Source organism: Microbacterium sp. Leaf151 (assembly GCF_001424225.1).
GTDB lineage: Bacteria > Actinomycetota > Actinomycetes > Actinomycetales > Microbacteriaceae > Microbacterium.
Genome location: NZ_LMOR01000002.1, coordinates 266,093 through 288,105, shown reverse-complemented (window position 1 = coordinate 288,105; position 22,013 = coordinate 266,093). Strand labels below are relative to the sequence as shown.

Below are 22,013 nucleotides of genomic sequence, written 5' to 3'. Positions count from 1 at the left end.
CCGGGCAGGGAAAAGGCCCGGGATGCCATGGCATCCCGGGCCTTGTCATGCGTGCGTTACGCGCCGACCTTGAAGCGGGCGAAGTCGGTCAGGGTGAGACCGGCGTCGGACGCGACCTTCGCGACGGACAGCTTGTTGTCCTTCGCGTAGTCCTGGTCGAGCAGCGAGACCTGCTTGAAGAAGGCGTTGACGCGGCCCTCGACGATCTTCGGCAGGGCGGCCTCGGGCTTGCCCTCGTTGCGGGAGATCTCGGTGACGATCTCGCGCTCCTTGTCGACGTCGGCCTCGGGCACGGCGTCGCGGGTGAGGTACGAGGGGTTCGCGAACGAGATGTGCTGCGCGATGGAGCGAGCGGTCTCGGCGTCGTCACCGGTGTAGGCGAGCACCACGCCGACCTGCGGAGGCAGGTCCTTGCTGGTCTTGTGCAGGTACACCTCGAACTTGTCGCCCGAGATCGTGCGCACGCGACGCAGTTCGACCTTCTCGCCAATGATGGCGGCCTCGTCGGAGATGAGCTGCTCGACGGTCTTGCCGTCGGCGTCGGCGGACAGGGCCGTCTCGACCGAGTCGGCACCCGCGGCGGCGGCGGCGTCGACGACCTTGTCGGCCAGAGCGATGAAGCGCTCGTTCTTGGCGACGAAGTCGGTCTCGCAGGCGAGCTCGAGAAGCGTCACGGAACCGTTGGTCTCGCGAGCGGCGACGAGGCCCTCGCTCGTGGAACGGTCGGCGCGCTTGGCGTTGCCCTTGGCACCCTTGAGGCGCAGGATCTCGACGGCCTTCTCGACGTCGCCGTCAGCCTCTTCGAGCGCCTTCTTGGTGTCGACCATGCCGGTGCCGAGCTGCTCGCGCAGCGCCTTGATGTCGGCGATCGTGAAGTTTGCCATGGTGTGGCGGTCTCCTTGTCGTTTTCGTTCTCGATGTGAGCCCGGCGGGGCCGTGTCGCCACCCTCGAGCGAGGGGGCAGTCACGACCCCGCCGGATCGTAGCCTGTGCGGGTGACGCACCGTTCACGCGATGGTGAACCGGGCGTCGCGCGGCTTACTTGCTGTCGGTGGCCTCGGCGTCAGCGGCCTCGGCGTCGGTTGCCACGGCGTCGGTTGCCTCGGCGTCGGCGACCTCGGTCGCGGTCTCGCCCGACTCGGCGGCGACGGTCTCGTCGTGAGCCTCGGCGCCGGCGGCGTCGGCGGGCGACTCCGTTGCAGCCTCGGTGGTCTCGGCGTTCGTCTCGGCGGGCGTCTCGAGCAGGTCGCGCTCCCACTCGGCGAGGGGCTCGGCGGCCTCGTCCTCACCGGCGGGCTGGTGACGCTGGATGAGGCCCTCGGCGGCGGCGTCGGCGATGATGCGCGTGAGCAGGCTCACCGAGCGGATCGCGTCGTCGTTACCGGGGATCGGGTACTGGAACTCGTCGGGGTCGGCGTTGGTGTCGAGGATGCCGATCACGGGGATGCCGAGCTTCTTGGCCTCGTCGACCGCGAGGTGCTCGCGCTTGGCGTCGACGACCCAGATGGCCGACGGGGTCTTCTGCAGGTTGCGGATACCACCGAGCGACTTGTGCAGCTTGTCGAGCTCGCGCTTCTTGAGCAGCAGCTCCTTCTTGGTGAAGCCGCTCTCGGCCGGGTTCTCGTAGTCGAGCTCCTCGAGCTCCTTCATGCGGGCGAGACGCTTCGACACCGTCTGGAAGTTGGTGAGGAGACCACCGAGCCAGCGCTGGTTGACGTAGGGCTGGCCCACGCGGGTCGCCTGCTCGGCGAGGACTTCTTGCGCCTGCTTCTTGGTGCCGACGAAGAGGATGGTGCCGCCGTGCGCGACGGTCTCCTTCACGAACTCGTACGCCTTGTCGATGTACCCGAGCGACTGCTGCAGGTCGATGATGTGGATGCCGGAGCGCTCCGTGAGGATGAAGCGCTTCACCTTCGGGTTCCACCGGCGGGTCTGGTGTCCGAAGTGAACGCCGCTGTCGAGCAGCTGGCGGATGGTGACGACGGCCATGGTCGTACTCCTGTTTCTGAGCGCTTTCGCGCCGTGGTTGTGGTTGTTCGCGTCAAGCGGTTCGCCTGACGAGCCTGGTGCCCGGCGCACACCCGCCACCCGCCGGAGCGGAGGACCATGGGGTGTGGATGCCGCGCGGTGCGTCATTCGCGAGAACGACGCGGTGCGCAATGGGCACGCGGAGTCATCCCGACATGCGGGATGCATCCCCCAGCATACAGGACCGCTCCTCCCCACCGCGTGCCGGTCCCCACCCGCGTAGAGAGCGCGGCCCGCCGGAGAACGCGCGCGGCAGACTGCCTCGATGATGTCGGCATCCCTCCGTTCCTTCGCGGTGCTCGCCGCGCTCCTTCTCGCGGCACCGGAGCCACTCGCCGACCTCGGATGGGTGTGGCCCGTCGAGCACGTCCAGGTCGTGCGGCCCTACGAGGCTCCGGCCCACGCCTACGGACCGGGCCACCGGGGACTCGATCTCTCATCCGGCGAGGTCGTCCGCTCCCCCGCCGACGGGCACGTGGCGTTCGCGGGCGAGGTGGCCGGTCGCCCGGTGGTGACGATCGATCACGGGGGCGGGCTGGTGACGACGCTCGAGCCCGTCGCCTCCGATCTCGCCGTCGGCGATGCCGTCGCGCGGGGGGCTCCGGTCGGTCGGCTCACAGCGGGCGGGCACACCGCGCCGCGGACGCTGCACTTCGGGGTGCGCCTGGACGGGGAGTACGTCAACCCGTTACGGCTGCTCGGTGGCGTGCCGCGGGCGGTCCTGCTCCCGTGCTGCTGATGGTCCGCGGCCCGTGGTGACGCTGCCGTACGGGGTGGCGCGCTGACGACGTCGCTCGCGCACGTACCGGGTCGTCAGCGGATCTTGTTGCCGCTGCCCGACACGACCGCCGACCCGACTCCACCTCCGGAGCGGACGACGTTGTCGTGCCCACGAACCGTGACCGAGGGGATACCCGATGCCGCCTCGGTGGTCGTGCGGTCGCCCTCGATCTCGATGCGTCCGATGCCGGCCGCCGAGATCACCGCGCCGTCGTCTCCCTGGACGATCACCTCGTCGGCGCCGGCGACCTGCACACGGATGCGATCACCCGAGATGCGGAGCGTTCCCACGGTGGCCGCGGACGCGTCGACCCTGAGCGCGGAGCCGGCGACCGTCAGCTCGGTACAGGTACCCGTGACGCGGAACGACTGTTCGGCGCCCGATACGGTGCGACTGCCGTCGCCGCAGTCGAGCGCGTCGGCGTCGGGCGGTGAGGATGCCGCGGGCGTGGGAGCGAGGGGGGTCGCCGTCGACGATGGAGCCGTGGTCTGAGCGACTTGTCCGTCGGGGCTCGGGGGCAGGCGCGATTCGGCCGGTCGCGGGGCGCTGACGTAGATGCACCCCGCCAGGAGGGTGGTGAGGGCCGCCACGCCGAAGAAAGGGAGCAGACGGCGGTTCATGACCTCACGGTAGGCCCGGAAGAAGGCGCTCACCAGGGGGACGTCTCCCCCGACGGGTGGGCAGGATGGGGTGTGCCCATGCGGGGTCGATTCGGTCGCGGAGGTCGTGGGGCGAGACAGTCCGGACGGCGTCGGCCCGGGGTGGGCCAGGCGGGTGCGCCGGCCGCGCGTAACGTGGGGACGGCTCTGCCCCAGGCGCGCGGGTGCGCTACCCGCGCAGGAGGTGAGGACGGGCTCTGCCCCAGGCGCGCGGGTGCGCTGTCCGCGCAGGAGGTGAGGACGGCTCTGCCTCAGGCGCGCGGGTGCGCTGTCCGCGCGGGAGGTGAGGACGGGCTCTGCCCCAGGCGCGCGGGTGCGCTGTCCGCGCAGGAGGTGAGGACGGCTCTGCCTCAGGCGCGCGGGTGCGCCAGCCGGTAGGCCTCGCGCAGGCGTTCAGCCGACACGTGCGTGTAGATCTGCGTGGTGCCCAGGCTCGCGTGCCCGAGGATCTCCTGGACCGCGCGCAGGTCGGCTCCCCCGTCGAGCAGGTGCGTCGCCGCCGAATGACGGAGGGCGTGGGGTCCGAGGACGTCGGTGCCGACACGCGGAGCGACCGTCCGTGACACGAGCGAGTGAACAGCCCGGGGACCCAGTCGTGCCCCCCTCGCCCCCAGGAACACGGCGCGCGCATCACCCGTCGCCGCGAGCCGGCGCGGTGCGGACGCGGCCTCATCTCCACGGCCCTCGTGCAGGGCCGCCTGGCGGCGCGCCACGAGCACGGGACGACCTCGGACGAGGTAAGCCTGCAGGGCGCGCTCAGCTGGAAGACCGAACGGCACCACCCTCTCTTTGTCGCCCTTTCCTCGCAACCGAAGGGTCCGTCGTTCGTGATCGATGTCGTCGAGGTCGAGCCCGCAGATCTCCGATACCCGCGCACCCGAGCCGTAGAGCGCCTCGAGGATCGCGTGGTCGCGCAGGGTGTTCGCGTCCCCGCTCTCCGCGGCCGCGGCGGCGTCGGAGAGTACGTCGTCGAGAGCGGCGGCGGTCGCCACCGTCGGCAGGGTGCGACCACGCTTGGGCGAGACCATCCGCTGCGACGGGTCGACCTCTACCAGCCCCTGCTCTGCGGCCCATCCGAACATCCCCCGCACGGTCGAGGTCCGTCGGGCGGCCGTCGCTTTCGCCTGCCCGGCTTTCGTCGCCTGCCACTGCCACTCGCGCAGATCGTCGACCTCGACGTGGGAGATGTCACGGTCGCCTATCGCTCGGACGAGGTCGGCGAGATCAGCCCGGTAGGCGCGGACCGTTGCGGGCGACAGGCGCCGCACGTCGGCGACGTGGGCGAGATAGCCCTCGACGACCTCAGACGTGCGCATTCGTCCAGACTGCCCCGACGCCGCTCGAATGCGTCCGCCACGCGCCGAAACCCCACGAGACGAAGCGGTCCCCACGCCGCCTGCGACGCCGCACCCCCTAGCCTGTTCGTCGTCCGCCCGCCGCGTCTCGCGCGATCGTGCGCCACGTGCCGTCGTCCTCGCGGAGCACCCGACCTTCCAGCTCGGCGAAGCCCAGCAGGATGGCCGCTTCGTCGGGCGCGAGTCCGCTGCGGCGCGCGACCTCGTCGGGCGAGCGTCCCGTGCGCGACGACAGCGCGTCGAGCAGACGAGTGGTGGCGTCGGTTCGTGCCTGCCCCGCTGCCGCCGGCGGCGGCGGCCCACCGGCACCGAGCATCTCCAGCACGTCGGCTGCCGAGGTCACGCACACGCCGTCGTACTCGCGGAGGATGCGGTGACACCCCGCCGACGCGGCGCTTGTCACCGGTCCCGGAACCGCGCCGAGCGGGCGCCCGAGCGTTGCGGCGTGAGCGGCGGTGTTCAGCGAGCCACTGCGCCATCCTGCTTCGACCACGACGACCGCGTCGGCCATCGCCGCGATGAGCCTGTTCCGCGTGAGGAAGCGCCATTTCGTCGGCGCGGCACCGCATGGCGTCTCGCTCCACACGGCCCCCGTGGCGGCGATCTGAGAGAGAAGGGCCTCGTGACCGCGAGGGTAGGGACGATCGACGCCTCCGGCGAGGAAGGCGACCGTCGCCCCACCCGCAGACAGGGCTGCTCGATGGCAGGCACCGTCGATGCCGTAGGCGGCGCCGGACACGACCGCGACACCCGCCGCGGCGAGATCTGCCGCCAGGTCGACTGCAACACCCTCGCCATAGGCCGTAGACGCGCGGGCGCCCACCAGGGCGACGGCGGGGCGTTCGGCATCCGTCACCGCGCCCCGCCGCCAGAGCGCGAGCGGCGCGTGCGCGCCGAGGTCGTCGAGACGCGTGGGCCACGCGGCATCACCGGGCACCACGAGCGATGCCCTGCACCGCCGGGCCGCATCGAGCGCCGCTTCGACGGCGCCCGGCTGCCCGCGCGGCGCCCAGCGAGCTCGCGCCCGGCGCACCTCGGGATCCTCCGAATCGTCGATTCGGCGCAGCGCCTCGATCGCTCCGTGCTCGGCGACGAGCGCCCCGGCCACACCGTCACCCGGTTCGACGAGCACGCTCCACACCGCCCGCGCGTACGCATCTTGGGCGCGAGTCTGATCGTCACCGCGAAGCCCCCGCACCGCTACCGTCGCCGTCGCCGCGTCGATCGGGATCACGCGCCCGCCCCCTGACGGAGATACAACGCTCGCCCGACGTCATCGAGCCGCAGCCGGTCGTGACCGGCGAGGTCGGCGACGGTCCACGCGACCCGCAGCAGACGGTCGTAGCCGCGGAGCGTCAGCGCCCCGCGACGCAGTGCCACGTCGAGGGGCCGGAGCACCTCCGGCGGCGGGGCTGCCGGCCCCCTCAGCCACGTGCCGGGTACATCGGCGTTGCGGCGCCAAGCCGTCGACGACCATCGCCGCGCGGCGCGCACCCTCGCCTCGGCGACCCGGTTCCGCGCGTCGGCGGAACTGACGACTCGCGCGTCACCCTCTTGGCGGGCCGACGTCACGCGTTGCAGTCGCAGGTCGATGTCGATGCGATCGAGGAGCGGACCCGACAGGCGACGCGAGTACCGGCGGATCGCCTGCGGCGGGCACTCGCACGCTCCCCCGGGAACGCCGTACTGGCCGCAGGGACACGGATTGGTCGCGATCACCAGCTGGAACCGCGCGGGATACGTCGCCGCGACACCTGACCGGTGCACCTGGATCGTGCCGCTCTCGAGCGGCTGCCGCAGTGCATCGAGCACGGAGGCGGGGAACTCGCCGCCCTCGTCGAGGAACAGCACGCCGTCGCTGGCGCGGGCTATCGCGCCGGGGCGGACGACACCGGATCCGCCGCCGATGAGCGCTGCTGCCGTCGCCCCGTGGTGCGGGCTCTCGAAGGGAGGCGTGCGTGAGAGCCGCGTCACGGTGTCGGCCGCGAGTGAACGGACCGAGGCGACCGACAGCGCCGCATCGTCATCGAGGGGCGGCAGGATGCCGGGGAGCCGACGCGCGAGCATCGTCTTGCCCGCGCCCGGCGGCCCGCTCATCAGGATGTGGTGGCCACCAGCGGCCGCGACGATGAGTGCGTCGACAGCCTCGGGCTGTCCGACGACGTCGGCGAGGTCGAGCAGGGTCTCGTCGGAGGCCGCATCCCTCGGCGCCTCCACGGCGACGAGCTCGGCCGCATCGCTGCGGCCGCCGTGCCAGCGCACGACCTCGGCCAGACACGAGGCCGCGAACACCTCCATGCCCTCCACGAGCCGGGCTTCGGCGGCGTTGGCGGTCGGGACGACGACCCGGCCGTGCCCGGCTCGCTGCGCCGCCATGACAGAGGGCAGGACGCCGGGAACCGGACGCAGCCGTCCGTCGAGACCCAGCTCGCCGATGTGGACCGTCGTCGCGACGCGTGCGGCATCCATCTCCACAGACGTCGCCAGAGCGGCCACGGCGATGGCCACGTCGAAGCCGGATCCGCGTTTCGGCAGGCTCGCCGGCGAGAGGTTCACCGTGATCCGCCGCTTGGGCAGATCGAGACCTCGATTGGTGCAGGCGTTGCGCACGCGCCGCCCCGCTTCGCCGAGCGCCTTGTCGGGCAGGCCGATGATGGAGAACTCGGGCGTCTGCGATGAGACATCGGCCTCCACCTCGACGAGATCGCCGCGCAGGCCAGAGAGGGCCACCGCCCACGTTCGCGCGACGGTCACAGGGCGTCCTCGAGGTGCTCCAGGCGGGCCGTGGCCGGGTCGCCACCGGTCAGCCCGATCGCATCGACGCGGAGCCGCCGCCCCCGCGCGAGATCCGGATGCGCCGCGAGCCACGCCATCGCCAGTCGCCAGAGGCGCGTCGCCTTGCGCTTATCGATCGCCTCGAACGGATGCCCGAAGTCTTCGCTGCGCCTGGTCTTCACCTCCACCACGACGAGCGTCCCGTCGCGTTCCGCGACGATGTCGATCTCGCCCTGGGTGCACCGCCAATTGCGCGCGATGATGCGGTAGCCGTCACCTGTCAGGTAGGAGACGGCGCGGTCTTCCCCGGCTCGGCCGAGGTCGTCTTTCGCTGCCATGCCCGAGAGCGTGGCATCCGGGTCCCCCGGCTCGCGGGCCGATTCAGCTCATCCGTGGAGAGCTGAGCGAGATGCGCCCTGGGGAGGAACCTCAGTCGAGCGACAGCTCGTCGGGCAGCTGGAAATCGTGTCGCGAGAGCTCTTCGACGTTCACGTCCTTGAACGTGAGCACTCGCACCGACTTCACGAAACGGTCGGCGCGGTAGATGTCCCAGACCCACACGTCGGTCATTGAGATCTCGAAGTAGAAATCGTGCTCGGTGTCGCGGCGCACGACGTTGACGTCGTTCGCGAGATAGAACCGACGCTCGGTCTCGATCACGTAGGTGAACTGGCGCACGACATCGCGGTACTCGCGGTACAGGGCCAGCTCGAGTTCGCGGTCGTAATCCTCGAAGACGTCGTCATCCATGGTCTTCCCATCCTAGGCGCGCACCGTGGTCCGAGCGGCACGACGATGCACGCCCGGGCGCGTCCGCCAGATGCCCGACCAGCCGAAGCGCGCGCAGAAAGACACACGATGGTCGGACGACCCGTGCCGCCGACTGCAGAGCCGGTCGACGCACCGCCCGGTCACGCAGTCAGAACAGCGTCGGCGCCGCCGCGATCGCCCACGAGTGGCGGTGGTGCACGCTCATGCCGTGCGTCGTGATCGCATCGCGATGGTCGAGGCTGGCGTAGCCCTTGTTGCGCGCCCAGCCGTAGGCGGGCAGGTCGTCGTGCAAACCCGTCATCAGCGCGTCGCGTGCGACCTTGGCGATGACGGATGCCGCGGCCGCACTCGCGCAGTCGCGGTCGGCCTTGATGACGGGCTTGACGTTCAGGCCGGACTCGCCGGCCGGGGTGATGTAGTCGTGGTTGCCGTCGAGGATCACCAGCGCCTCTTCGGGCACCACGCCGTGCGCACGCAGGTCGGCGATGGCCCGGACGGCGGCGAGGCCGAGCGCCCGGATGATGCCGATCTCGTCGATCTCGACCGAACTCGCCCACCCCACCGCACTGTGCTGCACGAAAGCGGCGGCCCGCGCCGCCACCTCGGGTCGGCGCGCCTCGGGCACGAGCTTCGAATCGCGCAGGCCCACCGGCACGCGTTTGCGAGAGCGGGCGGGGTCGATGACGGCCGCCCCGACCGCCACGGGCCCGGCGAGGGCTCCGCGACCGACCTCGTCGCACGCGATGACGATCGCGTGCTGCTTCAGCACGCGACGCTCGAAGGTGAGGGTCGGTTCGATCACTGCTCGGGCGGCGCGGGAACGCCCGCGAACACATCGTGGTGGAAGTCGATCAGGCCGAACCGTGTGAACGGCCAGGTGATGAGGAACGCCCGGCCCACGACGTTGTCGACGGGCACGAAGCCCTTGTTCGGCTGGTCCTGGTTGAAGCGCGAGTCGCGCGAACTGTTGCGGTTGTCGCCGAGCACCCAGAGCGACCCCTCGGGCACGGTGACGTCGTAGGGCACCGGCTCGGGCGACGTCGCACCCGGGGCGAGGCGCACGTAGCTCTCGTCGATGGGGACGCCGTTGACGGTCGTCTGCCCGAGGGCGTTGCAGCACACCACGTGGTCGCCCTCGGTGCCGATCACGCGTTTGATCAGATGGTCGTCACTGTCGGGGGCCGAGAGGCCGAACAGCGAGAGCACCCAGTCCGCTCCCTCGACGACCGGAGACCGCTCCTCGGTGGGCTGGGAGGGAAGCCACCCGCCGGGATCGCGGAACACGACGATGTCTCCACGGGAGTACTCCCCGAACCGCGGGGTCAGTTCGTCGACGAGGATGCGGTCCTTGATCAGCAGCGTGTTCTCCATCGACGCCGACGGGATGTAGAACGACCGCACCACGAATGTCTTGACGAGGAACGACACCAGCAGGGCGATGGCGATGATGACGATCAGGTCGCGGAAGAAGGCCCCCCACCCGCGGCGACGCCGCTCGGGAGCGGCGGTTTCCGTGGCATCCGGGGTCGAGGCGGTCTGGTCGCTCATGTGTTCCTTCACCGGGTTGGTCGCACGCCGACCGAACCGCACAGACCAGGGTCGCACACCCGGATGCCGCGCGTTGACCGTGTCGCCCGCGAAAACGCCGAACGCCCCGTGGGTGAATCCCACGGGGCGTTCGAGAGAGCCGACTCAGCGGTCGCGCTTCTCCTTGATCTTGGCCTTCTTGCCGCGGAGGCTGCGGAGGTAGTAGAGCTTCGCGCGACGCACGTCACCGCGGGTGACGACCTCGATGTGGTCGATCACGGGGCTGTGGACCGGGAAGGTGCGCTCGACGCCGACCTGGAAGCTGACCTTGCGGACGCAGAAGGTCTCGCGCACGCCGTCGCCCGAGCGGCCGATGACGACGCCCTGGAAGACCTGAATACGCGAGCGGCTACCTTCGACGATGTTCACGTGCACCTTGACGGTGTCACCGGGGCCGAAGGTGGGGATGTCGGAGCGGAGCGAGGCCGCGTCGACGGAGTCGAGGATCTGCATGATCGTCACTTCCTGCGACCGCCACAGGTCGATCGCACGATAAAAGGGAAAAGGATGGGACGTGCCCGAGGCCGCGGATGCGACATGACTCCCCTGAGGCAGAGCCGGTCAGGGCACAATCGTCCATTGTGCCACGCGGGAGCCGCCCTGCCAAAACGGTCGACCCTCCAGGGGTCAGTCGGAGCGACGGTTCTCGGGAACGACGATGACCTCGCCGGCCACGGGCGGCTGCATGCGGTCCGTCGTCGGCGGGATGTAGGCCGTGCCGTCGGTCGTGTGCAGCACCGTCACCACGCCGCGCGCTTCGTTCCACAGCTGCGCGAGAGATGACCAGAAGAGCAGCAGGGCTCCGACGATCGACAGCACGAGCAGCGGGAAGAACACCCGCGAGTCGAACATGCCGAGCGCGATGATCACGAGGTGCCAGACGCCGAGTCCGGCGAGATCGCGCCACGACACCGCACGTGTCTCGCGGACGCTCGCGCGAGCGCGGATCACCAGCGACAGCAGCAGCTGGGAGACGAACACCGCCGGCACGGCCACGAACAACCACAGCAGCGCCCACCCGCTACCGCCCGAGAACACGATCCACCCGACGAAGAGCCAGAGCGGCAGGACGAAGGCGGCGGGGAACAACCAGCGGAGGAACAGTCGGCGCAGCACCATGAGGCGATGCTAGAGCGCGCCGATGTGCGGGGCCTTTGAGAATGCAATGGTGCGACGGCACCACGGCAACCGGCCTTGATCGGGGAGAATAGAGGTTCCACGAGAGGATTCACCCATGATCGAACTGCGTACGCCGGCCGAGATCGATGCGATGCGACCCGCGGGGCGCTTCGTCGCGGAGGTGCTGGCGACGCTCCGCGACGAGACCAAGGTGGGCACCAACCTGCTGCACCTCGACCGTCGCGCACACGACATGATCCGGAAGGCCGGCGCCGAGTCCTGCTACATCGACTACCACCCGTCGTTCGGCGCGAGCCCGTTCGGCAAGGTGCTGTGCACCTCGATCAACGACGCGGTCCTGCACGGCCTCCCCCACGACTACGTGCTGCGCGACGGCGACCTCGTCTCGCTCGACTTCGCGGCCTCGGTCGACGGCTGGGTCACCGATTCCGCGGTCTCGTTCGTGGTCGGCACCGCCCGCGACGAAGACCTCGCGCTCATCGACACCACCCAGCGCGCTCTCGCCGCGGCCATCGACGCCGCGACCGTCGGACACAAGATCGGCGACATCTCCGCCGCCATCGCCGCCGTCGCGCACGCCGAGGGCCTCTCGATCAACACCGACTTCGGCGGACACGGCGTCGGGCGCACCATGCACGGCGACCCGCACGTCGCCAACGACGGCAAAGCGGGACGCGGCTATCCGCTGCGGGCGGGCCTGGTCGTTGCGCTCGAGCCATGGTTCCTGCACACGACCGACGAACTGATCACCGACCCCGACGGCTGGACGCTGCGCAGCGCCGACGGATCGCGGGGCTCGCACTCCGAGCACACCGTCGCGATCACGCCCGAGGGGCCCATCGTGCTGACCGACCGCTCGTTCCTCGGCGTCGACTGACCTCGAGAGACCGGATGCCGCGGCCTCGAGGTCGCGGCATCCGTCACGTCCGGCTCGCCCTGCGCCGCGGACGCTCGGAGAAGCGCACGCTTCTCGCAGATTACGCGTCAGGAGCTGCGAGGAGACCGCCGCTCTGCGAGATCGGCGTACGCCCGACGGTGCCGGCCATCCCGGATGCCGCAGCGCTGTGGTCGCGCCCAGCGATCAGTCGGGCAGCAGGTCGGGCCGACGCTCGCGCGTGCGCACGAGCTGCTGCTCGCGTCGCCACGCAGCCACCGCACCGTGGTTCCCGCTCAAGAGCACGGGCGGCACCTCGCGCTCCCGCCAGAGGGCGGGCTTCGTGAACGAGGGGTACTCGAGGAGGCCGTCCTCGTGTGATTCTTCGACCAGGCTCTCGGGATTTCCGACGACGCCGGGGATGAGGCGACCGATCGCCTCGACCATCGCCATGACGGCGACCTCTCCCCCGTTGAGCACGTAGTCGCCCAGGCTGAGCAGACGCACGTCGCCGAGCTCCGCGGCGTAGTCGAACACGCGCTCGTCGATGCCCTCGTACCGCCCGCAGCCGAAGACGAGGTGCGGCGCGACCGAGAGCTCACGGGCGGTGGCCTGCGTGAAGCGCTCACCGGCGGGCGAGGGGAAGACGATGACCGGGCGCGCGACCGCGTCACGCGTCACGGCATCGAGGGCCTCACCCCAGGGTTCGGGCTTCATCACCATGCCGGCACCACCGCCATAGGGCGTGTCGTCGACGGTGCGGTGGCGGTCGTGGGTGAACGCGCGCAAGTCGTGCACATGCACGTCGAGCAGACCGCTCTGCCGAGCCTTGCCCAAGAGCGACACCTCGAGGGCGTCGAAGATCGTGGGGAAGATCGACACGACGTCGATGCGCACGTCAGTCCTCGCGGGTGTCGGAGTCCGCCTCGGACGCGGCGGGATCGGACGCAGCCGAATCGACGTCGGCCGGCTCGGGCTCGTCGTCGGCCTCGGCCGGGAGATCTTCGAAGAGCCCCGCGGGCGGGGTCACGACGACACGGCCACCGGCGATGTCGACCTCGGGCACGATGGCGCTCACGAAGGGCACGAGCACCTCGCGGTCTTCACCGGAGGGGCGGACGATCAGAAGGTCTTGCGCGGGGAAGTGATCGACCCGCGCGACCCGGCCGATGACGGCACCGTCGCGGACGACGTCGAGACCGACCAACTGGTGGTCGTACCAGGCGTCTTCCTCGGTCGGGGCGGCCTCGGTGTCTTGGTCGATCCACAGGATCGCCTTCACGAGGGCCTCGGCCGACGAACGGTCATCGACGCCTTCGAAGAAGACGACCGGGTGGGAGTTCATCCAGCGGAACTCGCGGACCGTCAGCTCGCGGCCATGCCACGGCGAGGACTCGGGAACCTGCAGGGTGAAGGAGCTGCCCGCGACGAAGCGCCCGTCGGGGTCGTCGGTGTACAACTCGAGCTTGAACGCGCCCTTCAGGCCGTGGGCCTTGACGAGTCGTCCGACGCGGAGCTGGGTGTTGGCGGGCTGCGCGCCCGCCACGTCGCCGGTCGCCATCAGTCGTCGGCGACGTCGACGCGCACGCGACGACCATCGGCCAGAGCGGTGATGAGCGTGCGCAGCGCCTTGGCGGTGCGTCCGCCGCGCCCGATCACGCGACCCCGGTCATCGGGGTGCACGCGAACCTCCAGCACGTCTCCGCGAGGAGAGGTGCTGGAACGGATGGTCACGTCATCCGGGTGATCGACGATCCCCTTGACGACGTGTTCGAGCGCGGCAGACAGCACGAGGATTACTCGGCCGAGGTCTCGGCGGCGTCCTCAGCGGGCGCCTCGGCGGGGGCCTCGGCGGCCTTCTTCTCGGCCTTGGGCTTCACGACCGACTTCTTCGAGGCGTCGACCTCGAACGCGGCCTTGGGCTCGCGCACCTTGACGGTGGAGACGGCGTTCGCGTCGCCCTTGAACTTGCCCCAGTCGCCCGTGAGCTTGAGGATGGCGGCGACCTGCTCGGTGGGCTGCGCGCCCACCGACAGCCAGTACTGCGCCCGCTCCGAGTCGACCTCGATGAACGAGGGCTCCTCGGTCGGGTGGTACTTGCCGATCTCCTCGATGACACGACCATCGCGCTTGGTGCGCGAGTCGGCGACGACGATGCGGTAGTAGGGCGCGCGGATCTTTCCGAGGCGCTTGAGACGGATCTTGACAGCCACGATGACTCCTGATGATGAAAATGAACGAACCGAACGCCTGGAGCGTGGGGTGCACACCCGGCGGAAGCTCAAAAGGGGGGACCGCCACTGGATAGAGGGTCGAGTGGTGGGTCCGACCCTCTATTCTGCCAGATCCTTTCGCCTCACCGTGACAGGTGAAGCGAAACGACACGGAACGTCGCGCAGAGTAGCGGAGCGTCTCCCTGCGAGGGCACCGTGTCAGACTGGGCCGCATGAGGCTGCCGTTCGCTGCATCGACGCGTTCGTCCGTGGGTCTGGAGTGGGAGCTCATGCTCGCCGATCGCGAGACGGGCGATCTCGTCCCCCGCGCTCCTGAGATCCTCGAGCATCTCGAGGACAAGACCGCGCTCGAACGCTTCACCGTCACCGGCGAACTGCTGACGAACACGGTCGAGGTCACCAGCGGCGTCGGGCACACGGTCGCCGAGGCGGTCGACGACATCGCGGATGCCATCGGCGCCCTGCGCGAGCAGACCGAGCCGCGCGGAGTCGAGATCCTGTGCGCCGGCAGCCACCCGTTCGCGCAGTGGTTCGACCAGCAGGTCACCGACAAGACGCGCTACCACACCCTCATCGAGCGCACCCAGTGGTGGGGGCGGAACATGATGATCTGGGGCATCCACGTGCACATCGGCGTCGACGACGTCGAGAAGGTGATGCCGATCGTCAACGCCCTGAACGTGTACCTCCCCCACCTGCAGGCGCTGTCGGCCTCCAGCCCCTTCTGGGCCGGCGAACGCACCGGCTACGCGTCGAACCGCGCACTCGTGTTCCAGCAGCTCCCCACCGCGGGCCTGCCCTGGCAGCTCGGCAGCTGGGGCGAGTTCGAGGACTATCTCGACGACATGGTGCGCACAGGGGTGATGGCGGATGCCAGCGAGGTGCGCTGGGACATCCGTCCGGCGCCGAAGTGGGGCACGGTGGAGATCCGCGCGTGCGACGGCATGTCGACCCTGCCCGAGCTCGCGGCCGTCGCCGCTCTCGCACAGACACTCGTCGAGCACTTCTCACGTCTCCTCGACGAGGGGCGTGAGCTGCCCGGCATCCCGCCCTGGTACGCCCGCGAGAACAAGTGGCGCGCCGCCCGGTACGGCCTCGATGCCCGGGTGATCGTCGACCGCGCGGGAACGCAGCGCCCGGTCGTGGAGCACCTGCGCGAGACGATGGAAGAACTCGCCGACATCGCGCTGGAGCTGAAGTGCGCGAGGGAGTTCGCGAGCCTCGAGACCATCCTCGCCACCGGCGGTAGCTCGGCGCGTCAGATCGCGGTGGCCGAGGCCGCCGACGGCGACCTGCGGGAGGTCGTCCAGCACCTGATCCGCGAATTCCGCGGCGGCCCGACGCTGCGCGAGCACCTGGCAGCCCTGCGTGTCTGAGTCGTCTTTCGACGCTGGCTCATAGGCGACCGCTCGTAGGATCGCGGCATGATCTCGGGACGCAGCGCTCCGGCTGTCTCGCTGACGGCCCTCGCAGCCGTGGTCGTGGCCCTGGTCGCCGGGTGCGCGGCCGTGCCCGTGACCGCCGACTCCGCCACCCCGCGACTCCTGCCGGCGCAGCTCGCGGCATCCCCCTCCCCCGCACCGTCGACGAGTGCAACCCCCTCTGAGCGGGTGGTCACTCTCGGCGACTCGGTGATGTCGGGCTTCGGGCTCCCGGCGCGGGACGCATGGCCGCGGCTGCTCGCCCAGCGGACCCACCTCTCACTCGTCAACCTCGCCTGCCCCGGAATGGGCTTCGTGGTGGAGGGCGATTGCGGAACGCCGTACGCCGGGCTCGTGCCCGCGGTGGCCGCCCTGCAGCCCGACCTGGTGATCGTGCAGTCGTCCAGCAACGATTTCTGGCAGGACCCCGACGAGATCCGCTTCGAGACCGCCGACACCGTCGAGCGCCTGCACGAGGCCGCGCCGGACGCGCTCATCGTCGCCCTCAGCACCATCTGGAACGACGATCCCGAGGTACCCGACGACACCGCGGTCACCTCCGACGCGCTGCGCGACGCCGTCGAGGCGGTCGGCGGCACGTACATCGACATCGGTCAGCCGCTCGTCGGACATCCCGAGTGGTTGCAGAGCGACGACGTGCACCCGACCGCCGGCGGGCAGCGGGCGATCGAAGCGGCGGTGTCGTCCGCCCTGCAGGGCGCCGCGGTGCTGCCCTGAGATCGGATGCGGCGGAGGCCGGTCAGCCCTTGCCGAGCATCTTCTGCAGTTCGGCGAGGTCGGCCTCGCTCGGAACCGCCTGACCGCCCAGGCCGAAGCCGGAACCCGTCGCGGGTGCTGCCGCAGCGATGCCGGCGTTCTCGGCCGCGCGCTTGGCGGGATTGCCGGAGCGCGAGCCCTTCGCCTTCTGCTGCTTGCCGCGCTTCGACGACGCGCCGGGCTTGCCGCCGACCGGACCCATACCGGGGATGTTGGGCACACCGCCGCGGGCGACGGTCTTCATCATCTTGGCGGCCTGGTCGAAGCGCTGCACGAGCTGGTTGACGTCGGTGACGGTCATGCCCGAGCCGCGCGCGATGCGCAGGCGACGGGAGCCGTTGAGGATCTTGGGGTTGCGTCGCTCGACGAGGGTCATCGAGCGGATGATCGCCTCGGTGCGATCGATTTCGCGCTCGTCGAAGTCTTCGAGCTGCTGCTTCATGTTTCCCATGCCCGGGAGCATCCCGAGCATCTTCTTCATGGAGCCCATCTTCTTCATCTGCTGCATCTGCTGCAGGAAGTCTTCGAGCGTGAACGTCTCGGTCGCCAGCTTCTCGGCGACCGCCATCGCCTCGGCCTCGTCGAACGCCGACTGCGCCTGCTCGATCAGGGTGAGGATGTCACCGAGGTCGAGGATGCGGGATGCCATGCGGTCGGGGTAGAACGGCTCGACATCGTCGAGGCCCTCACCCGTCGAGGCGAAGATGATCGGGCGGCCGGTGACCGAGGCGACCGAGAGGGCCGCACCACCGCGGGCGTCACCGTCGAGCTTCGACAGCACGACGCCGGTGAAATCGACGCCGTCCTGGAAGGCCTTCGCGGTGTTCACCGCGTCTTGACCGATCATCGCGTCGATGACGAACAGCACCTCGTCGGGCTGCGTCGCCTTGCGGATGTCGGAGGCCTGCTTCATCAGCTCGGCGTCCACGCCGAGGCGGCCGGCGGTGTCGATGATGACGATGTCGTGCTGTTGGCGCGTGGCGTGGGCGACGCCGTCGCGCGCGACCTTGACCGGGTCGCCCACACCGTTGCCGGGCTCGGGGGCGTAGATCGCCGCTCCCGCGCGCTCGGCGACGACCTGCAGCTGGTTCACGGCGTTGGGGCGCTGGAGGTCGCAGGCGACCAGCAGCGGGGTGTGCCCGTCTTTCTCGAGCATCTTCGCGAGCTTCCCCGCGAAGGTCGTCTTTCCGGAGCCCTGGAGACCCGCGAGCATGATGACCGTGGGCGGGTTCTTGGCGAACTGCAGGCGTCGCTGCTGACCGCCCAGGATGCCGATGAGCTCGTCATTGACGATCTGCACGACCTGCTGCGCCGGGTTCAGGGCGCGGTTGACCTCGTCGCCGAGGGCTCGCTCGCGGATTGCGGCAGTGAACTCCTTGACGACGGGCAGCGCCACGTCGGCGTCGAGGAGGGCTCGGCGGATCTCACGCACCGTCCCGTCGACGTCGGCGGGAGTGAGCTGGCCCTTCTTCCGGAGGTTGCGGAAGGTCTCTGTGAGCCGGTCGGAGAGGGTGCCGAAAGTCGCCATGATGTGACGAGTTTACGCGGGCTCCGCGATGACCGCTGCCGTCCTTCCGGCCGTGCCGCACCGCACGACCTCCGCGATCCGCACGACCTCAGCCCGACGGCCCCGGATGCCACTGACCTCACGCGAATGATTGACGCCACGTAAACGCAACCCGGCACCGTGCGGAGAGGCACGCGCACGACGCCGGAGGGGCGAGCGCGGCGCGTCAGACGAGGGCGAGTGCCTCGGCGAGCACCTCGTCGAGGGGTCGCCCCGTCGCGGTGCGGTCCGCCCACGACCAGACCGCCGCCAGCACAGCGGCCGCGAGCGCGCCCGCGCGGACCTCGGCGAGCAGTCGCGGCATCCCGTCTCGCCCGAAGCGGGCCACGACGTGCTGCTGCAGACGGAACTGCCGCACGGCGCGATCACGGTCGAGCTCGGCGGCGATGCCCATGGCATCGGCATTGGTGATCGCCAGGGCGAGGGCGTCGGGCGTCAGTCCGCGGCCGATCATCGCCAGGGCAGCGACGATGTCAGCGCCATCGTGGAGGAGCGCCACGCCTGCGGCGACCTGCTCGTCGAAGCCCGACCACAGCACGTCGCTCTTGGCCGCGAAGTAGTTGAAGAAGCTCGAGCGGCTCACCCCCGCGCGGCGCGTGATGTCGGAGACGCTGGTGGCGTCGTAGCCCTGTTCGAGGAACAGCTCGCACGCCGCCTCGGACAGCACCTCTCTCGAGGAGGAGCGCGGACGTCCGCTGCGCGGTTCGGGGGTCACCGATTCAGATTAGACGGGTCCCCTGCGTGTATTGTTGGACGCAATCCAACATCGGAGGCGGTCGATGATCGACATCCACCACGCGGGCCTCGCTCCGCTTTATGTGCCCTACCTCGACGGGTGGGCCCACCAGCGGCGCGTTCACGCCGACGTCGTCGCCGACGAGCGGCCCGACACGCTGCTGCTCCTCGAGCACGAGGCCGTCTACACCGCCGGCAAGCGCACCGAAGCGCACGAGCGACCCGACGACGGCACCCCCGTCATCGACGTCGACCGCGGCGGCAAGATCACGTGGCACGGACCCGGGCAGCTGGTCGGCTACCCGATCGTGCGGCTACCCGAACCGATCGACGTCGTCGCTCACGTGCGCCGGCTCGAGGCTCTGCTGATCGACGCGCTGCGCGTGCACGGCGTCGACGGCTTCCGGGTCGAGGGACGCAGCGGCGTCTGGGTGAAGCGACCGCTCGGTGTCGACAAGGTCGCGGCCATCGGCGTCCGCGTCGAGAAGGGAGTGACCATGCACGGCTTCGCGGTCAACTGCGACAACTCGCTCGCCGGCTTCCGGCACATCGTCCCCTGCGGGATCTCGGATGCCGGGGTCACGACCGTCAGCGAGGTGGTCGGTGCCGACGTCTCCCCCGCCGACCTCGTTCCCTCCATCGAGCGGGTGTTCCGCGCCGAGTACGCGGCGGTGGCCGCGTGAGCGCCCGCGGAACCGGCAACACGGGAGCCGCGGCATCCACCGCCCCCAACGGGCGGAAGCTGCTGCGCCTCGAGGTGCGCAACGCCGAGACCCCCATCGAGCGCAAGCCCGAGTGGATCAAGACCAAGGCCAAGATGGGCCCCGAGTACACCGCCCTGCAGAACCTGGTGAAGACCGAGGATCTGCACACGGTCTGCCAGGAGGCGGGCTGCCCGAACATCTTCGAGTGCTGGGAGGACCGCGAGGCGACCTTCCTCATCGGCGGCTCCCAGTGCACGCGCCGCTGCGACTTCTGCCAGATCGACACCGGCAAACCCGCCGACTACGACACCGACGAGCCGCGTCGTGTCGCCGAGAGCGTGACCCGGATGCAGCTGCGATACGCGACCGTCACCGGCGTCGCGCGCGACGACCTGCCCGACGAGGGGGCGTGGCTCCACGCCGAGACGGTGCGGCGCATCCACGCCGAGAACCCCGGCACGGGCGTCGAGATCCTCGCGACCGACTTCTCGGGCAACCCGGCGCTGCTGGAAGAGGTCTTCTCGTCGCGTCCCGAGGTGTTCGCGCACAACGTCGAGACGGTTCCTCGCATCTTCAAGCGCATCCGTCCGGCCTTCCGCTACGAGCGCTCCCTCGGCGTGCTGAGCGCCGCCCGCGACGCCGGCCTCATCACCAAGTCGAATCTCATCCTCGGCATGGGCGAGGAACCCGAAGAGGTCGTTCAGGCCCTCGAAGACCTGCGCGCCGCGGGCACCGACATCATCACGATCACGCAGTATCTGCGTCCCACTCCCCGTCACCTCCCCGTGCAGCGCTGGGTGAAGCCCGCGGAGTTCGTCGAGTTCAAAGAAGAGGCCGAGCGCATCGGGTTCCTCGGCGTGCTCGCCGGTCCCCTCGTGCGCTCGTCGTACCGCGCGGGGCGCCTGTGGGCGCAGTCGATGGTGTCGAAGGGGCAGCAGATCCCGCCCCACCTCGCGCACCTCGCGAAGGACATCGTGGACGCCGACGCCGGTTTCGCCCAGGCGGTGTGAGGGCGGCGAGAGGGCCGATCCTCGGCGACGGGTCGCTCACCCGCCGCTGACGGAGCGCGGATCCGAGCGCGGTGTGACGCGCGGGGTCTGCGCGTTCAATCGGCGCTGGTGACCGACTGCACGCGACCGTCGGAGGCGAGGTTGACCAGCAGCACGTCGTCGGTGGCATCCGGATCGAGGGCGTACTCGAGGACCGCGAACGGGTCGGCGCCACCGTGCTCGTCGGCGAGAATCGTCATGCTCATCAGCTGCAGCGCCTTGATGACGTCGATGTGCGTGTCGCCGCTCACATCGGAGAGGAGGTCGTCGAGCTCTTCGCCGAGGGTCGCCTGCTGCTGCAGGACGTACTCGGTCACCTCACTGGTGCGGGAGTCCAGCTCATCGACCATGGCGTTGCGAGCGGCGAGATCGATCGACTCGAGCGAGGAGACCATGGATGCCGCGACGTCGAGGGCCTCGACGGACACGTCGTCCTGATCGGGAGCCGTCAGGTCGACGGTGACGCTCTGGTCACCGAACTCCACGTTCTCACTCCAGAAGATCGACCCGTCGGGGCCGGATTCGAGGAGTCCGAAGAAGTCGTGCTCGATGGCCATGCCTCCATGTAAGCAGTCCGTCCGGGCTTCGGGAAGACGACCCGCCCGCAGCTCGCCGTGCGGTATGGGCACGGATCCGCGAGGGGCCGCCTGCGCGAGCACCCCGCGTGGCGCGTGACCCTGCTCAGTCGACGAGCGAGGCCGCGAACACGTGCGGGGTGAAGCCCGTCAAATCGCCGATGCCCTCGCCCTGCCCGAGGAGCTTGACCGGGATACCGGTGAGCTCCTGCACGGCGAGCACGAACCCGCCCTTGGCCGACCCGTCGAGCTTGGTGAGCACGAGACCCGTGACCCCCGCACTGTCGAGGAAGGCCTGCGCCTGCATCAGACCGTTCTGTCCCGTCGTCGCATCGAGCACGAGGAGCACCTCGCTGATCGGCGCCTGCTTCTCGATCACGCGCTTGATCTTGCCGAGCTCGTCCATCAGGCCGCCCTTGGTGTGCAGGCGCCCGGCGGTGTCGATCAGCACGATCTCGGTCGCGGTCTCCTTGGCGTGGGCGACGGTCTGGAAGGCGACGGATGCCGGATCCTGACCCTCGTGCTGCGGGCGCACGATGGTCGCTCCCCCGCGCTCGGCCCACGTCGCGAGCTGGTCGACCGCCGCGGCGCGGAAGGTGTCGGCCGCGCCGACGACGACCGTGCGGCCGTAACGCTGGAGGAACTTGGCGAACTTGCCGATCGTGGTCGTCTTGCCCACGCCGTTGACGCCGACGACCAGCACGACCGCGGGACGCTCAGTAAGACGGAGCGTCGTGTCGAACTTGGCGAAATGCTCCTCGAGCGTCTCACGGAGCATCCGCTGCAGGTCGCGCGGATCGGTGGTGCGGAAGCGCTCCACCTTCTCGCGCAACTCGTCGATCAGGCGCTCGGTGACGTCGGGGCCGAAGTCGGCGGTGAGCAGCGCCGTCTCGAGGTCGTCCCACGTCGTCTCGTCGATCGTGGGCTTGACGAATAACCCGCGCAGCGCGCGGCCCAGCGACCAGGAGTTCTCAGCCATTG

26 protein-coding genes are annotated in these 22,013 nt (G+C 70.0%); 6 read left to right on the top strand and 20 right to left on the bottom strand.

Annotated elements, in window-relative coordinates; all coding sequences use genetic code 11:
* Positions 1-56: 56 nt before the first annotated feature.
* Together tsf and rpsB are read right to left on the bottom strand one after the other, a co-directional pair.
* Complete coding sequence (gene tsf / locus ASF76_RS05425) at positions 57-884, bottom strand: translation elongation factor Ts (protein ID WP_055954158.1); 828 nt, start codon at positions 882-884, stop codon at positions 57-59.
* Positions 885-1,038: 154 nt separating this feature from the next.
* A complete protein-coding gene (gene rpsB / locus ASF76_RS05420; RefSeq protein WP_055954155.1) occupies positions 1,039-1,989 on the bottom strand; it encodes a 30S ribosomal protein S2 in 951 nt (316 codons plus the stop codon).
* A gap of 304 nt (positions 1,990-2,293) precedes the next feature.
* On the opposite strand from rpsB, the gene ASF76_RS05415 reads away from it, so the two are divergent.
* Positions 2,294-2,767, top strand: a complete 474-nt coding sequence (locus ASF76_RS05415; RefSeq protein ID WP_055954151.1) for a murein hydrolase activator EnvC family protein — start codon at positions 2,294-2,296, stop codon at positions 2,765-2,767.
* Between the two features lie 74 nt (positions 2,768-2,841).
* Here the strand turns inward: ASF76_RS05415 and ASF76_RS05410 are convergent, their stop codons facing one another.
* From ASF76_RS05410 to ASF76_RS05365, 10 genes are all read right to left on the bottom strand, one after another.
* Positions 2,842-3,429: a DUF3060 domain-containing protein gene (locus tag ASF76_RS05410; RefSeq protein WP_156459153.1), complete on the bottom strand. Its 588-nt coding sequence runs from the start codon at positions 3,427-3,429 to the stop codon at positions 2,842-2,844.
* 389 nt (positions 3,430-3,818) lie between these two features.
* A complete protein-coding gene (locus ASF76_RS05405) occupies positions 3,819-4,784 on the bottom strand; it encodes a tyrosine recombinase XerC (protein ID WP_055954145.1) in 966 nt (321 codons plus the stop codon).
* 97 nt (positions 4,785-4,881) lie between these two features.
* Entirely contained in the window at positions 4,882-6,057 is a 1,176-nt protein-coding gene (gene dprA / locus ASF76_RS05400; RefSeq protein WP_055954143.1) for a DNA-processing protein DprA, read from the bottom strand.
* A complete protein-coding gene (locus tag ASF76_RS05395) occupies positions 6,054-7,577 on the bottom strand; it encodes a YifB family Mg chelatase-like AAA ATPase (protein ID WP_055954139.1) in 1,524 nt (507 codons plus the stop codon). The genes dprA and ASF76_RS05395 overlap by 4 nt, the downstream gene beginning before the upstream one ends.
* Positions 7,574-7,936 (bottom strand): YraN family protein, encoded by a 363-nt coding sequence (locus ASF76_RS05390; RefSeq protein WP_055954136.1) that lies wholly within the window; start codon positions 7,934-7,936, stop codon positions 7,574-7,576. The genes ASF76_RS05395 and ASF76_RS05390 overlap by 4 nt, the downstream gene beginning before the upstream one ends.
* Before the next feature lie 91 nt (positions 7,937-8,027).
* Positions 8,028-8,348 carry a DUF2469 family protein gene (locus ASF76_RS05385; RefSeq protein WP_055954133.1) on the bottom strand — a complete coding sequence of 107 codons (321 nt, stop codon included), beginning with the start codon at positions 8,346-8,348 and terminating at the stop codon, positions 8,028-8,030.
* Positions 8,349-8,517: 169 nt separating this feature from the next.
* Positions 8,518-9,171, bottom strand: coding sequence for a ribonuclease HII (locus ASF76_RS05380; RefSeq protein ID WP_055954130.1), 654 nt, complete (start codon positions 9,169-9,171; stop codon positions 8,518-8,520).
* Complete coding sequence (gene lepB / locus ASF76_RS05375) at positions 9,168-9,917, bottom strand: signal peptidase I (RefSeq protein ID WP_055955347.1); 750 nt, start codon at positions 9,915-9,917, stop codon at positions 9,168-9,170. Before lepB ends, ASF76_RS05380 begins: the two co-directional genes overlap by 4 nt.
* 144 nt (positions 9,918-10,061) lie before the next feature.
* Positions 10,062-10,409 (bottom strand): 50S ribosomal protein L19, encoded by a 348-nt coding sequence (rplS, locus tag ASF76_RS05370; RefSeq protein ID WP_055955342.1) that lies wholly within the window; start codon positions 10,407-10,409, stop codon positions 10,062-10,064.
* Between the two features lie 174 nt (positions 10,410-10,583).
* A complete protein-coding gene (locus ASF76_RS05365) occupies positions 10,584-11,075 on the bottom strand; it encodes a hypothetical protein (protein ID WP_055954127.1) in 492 nt (163 codons plus the stop codon).
* 115 nt (positions 11,076-11,190) lie between these two features.
* Here ASF76_RS05365 and map point away from each other — a divergent pair, with 115 nt between their 5' ends.
* Positions 11,191-11,973, top strand: coding sequence for a type I methionyl aminopeptidase (gene map, locus ASF76_RS05360; RefSeq protein WP_055954125.1), 783 nt, complete (start codon positions 11,191-11,193; stop codon positions 11,971-11,973).
* Positions 11,974-12,177: 204 nt separating this feature from the next.
* Here map and trmD read toward each other — a convergent pair whose 3' ends face one another.
* The 4 genes from trmD to rpsP are packed head-to-tail and all read right to left on the bottom strand — an operon-like array spanning position 12,178 to position 14,183.
* Positions 12,178-12,867 (bottom strand): tRNA (guanosine(37)-N1)-methyltransferase TrmD, encoded by a 690-nt coding sequence (gene trmD / locus ASF76_RS05355; RefSeq protein WP_055954122.1) that lies wholly within the window; start codon positions 12,865-12,867, stop codon positions 12,178-12,180.
* A 1-nt stretch (position 12,868) separates the two neighbouring features.
* Positions 12,869-13,531, bottom strand: a complete 663-nt coding sequence (gene rimM, locus ASF76_RS05350) for a ribosome maturation factor RimM (RefSeq protein WP_055954119.1) — start codon at positions 13,529-13,531, stop codon at positions 12,869-12,871.
* Positions 13,531-13,761 (bottom strand): RNA-binding protein, encoded by a 231-nt coding sequence (locus ASF76_RS05345; protein ID WP_055954116.1) that lies wholly within the window; start codon positions 13,759-13,761, stop codon positions 13,531-13,533. The genes rimM and ASF76_RS05345 overlap by 1 nt, the downstream gene beginning before the upstream one ends.
* A 5-nt stretch (positions 13,762-13,766) precedes the next feature.
* Positions 13,767-14,183 (bottom strand): 30S ribosomal protein S16, encoded by a 417-nt coding sequence (rpsP, locus tag ASF76_RS05340; RefSeq protein WP_055954113.1) that lies wholly within the window; start codon positions 14,181-14,183, stop codon positions 13,767-13,769.
* 233 nt (positions 14,184-14,416) lie between these two features.
* On the opposite strand from rpsP, the gene ASF76_RS05335 reads away from it, so the two are divergent.
* Complete coding sequence (locus ASF76_RS05335) at positions 14,417-15,580, top strand: glutamate--cysteine ligase (protein WP_055954110.1); 1,164 nt, start codon at positions 14,417-14,419, stop codon at positions 15,578-15,580.
* Positions 15,581-15,628: 48 nt separating this feature from the next.
* On the top strand, positions 15,629-16,363 hold the full coding sequence (locus tag ASF76_RS05330) for an SGNH/GDSL hydrolase family protein (RefSeq protein ID WP_055954107.1): 735 nt from the start codon (positions 15,629-15,631) through the stop codon (positions 16,361-16,363).
* A gap of 22 nt (positions 16,364-16,385) precedes the next feature.
* Here ASF76_RS05330 and ffh read toward each other — a convergent pair whose 3' ends face one another.
* Together ffh and ASF76_RS05320 are read right to left on the bottom strand one after the other, a co-directional pair.
* Positions 16,386-17,930, bottom strand: coding sequence for a signal recognition particle protein (gene ffh / locus ASF76_RS05325; protein ID WP_055954103.1), 1,545 nt, complete (start codon positions 17,928-17,930; stop codon positions 16,386-16,388).
* A gap of 205 nt (positions 17,931-18,135) precedes the next feature.
* Entirely contained in the window at positions 18,136-18,684 is a 549-nt protein-coding gene (locus ASF76_RS05320) for a TetR/AcrR family transcriptional regulator (RefSeq protein ID WP_055954100.1), read from the bottom strand.
* Positions 18,685-18,748: 64 nt separating this feature from the next.
* Between ASF76_RS05320 and lipB the strand changes: the two genes are divergently transcribed.
* Positions 18,749-19,387, top strand: a complete 639-nt coding sequence (gene lipB, locus ASF76_RS05315; protein ID WP_055954097.1) for a lipoyl(octanoyl) transferase LipB — start codon at positions 18,749-18,751, stop codon at positions 19,385-19,387.
* A complete protein-coding gene (lipA, locus tag ASF76_RS05310; RefSeq protein WP_200936082.1) occupies positions 19,384-20,418 on the top strand; it encodes a lipoyl synthase in 1,035 nt (344 codons plus the stop codon). Before lipB ends, lipA begins: the two co-directional genes overlap by 4 nt.
* Positions 20,419-20,513: 95 nt before the next feature.
* Here lipA and ASF76_RS05305 read toward each other — a convergent pair whose 3' ends face one another.
* A complete protein-coding gene (locus tag ASF76_RS05305) occupies positions 20,514-21,014 on the bottom strand; it encodes a DUF2004 domain-containing protein (RefSeq protein ID WP_055954095.1) in 501 nt (166 codons plus the stop codon).
* Between the two features lie 124 nt (positions 21,015-21,138).
* Positions 21,139-22,011 (bottom strand): signal recognition particle-docking protein FtsY, encoded by an 873-nt coding sequence (gene ftsY, locus ASF76_RS05300; RefSeq protein ID WP_055954091.1) that lies wholly within the window; start codon positions 22,009-22,011, stop codon positions 21,139-21,141.
* Positions 22,012-22,013: the final 2 nt, after the last annotated feature.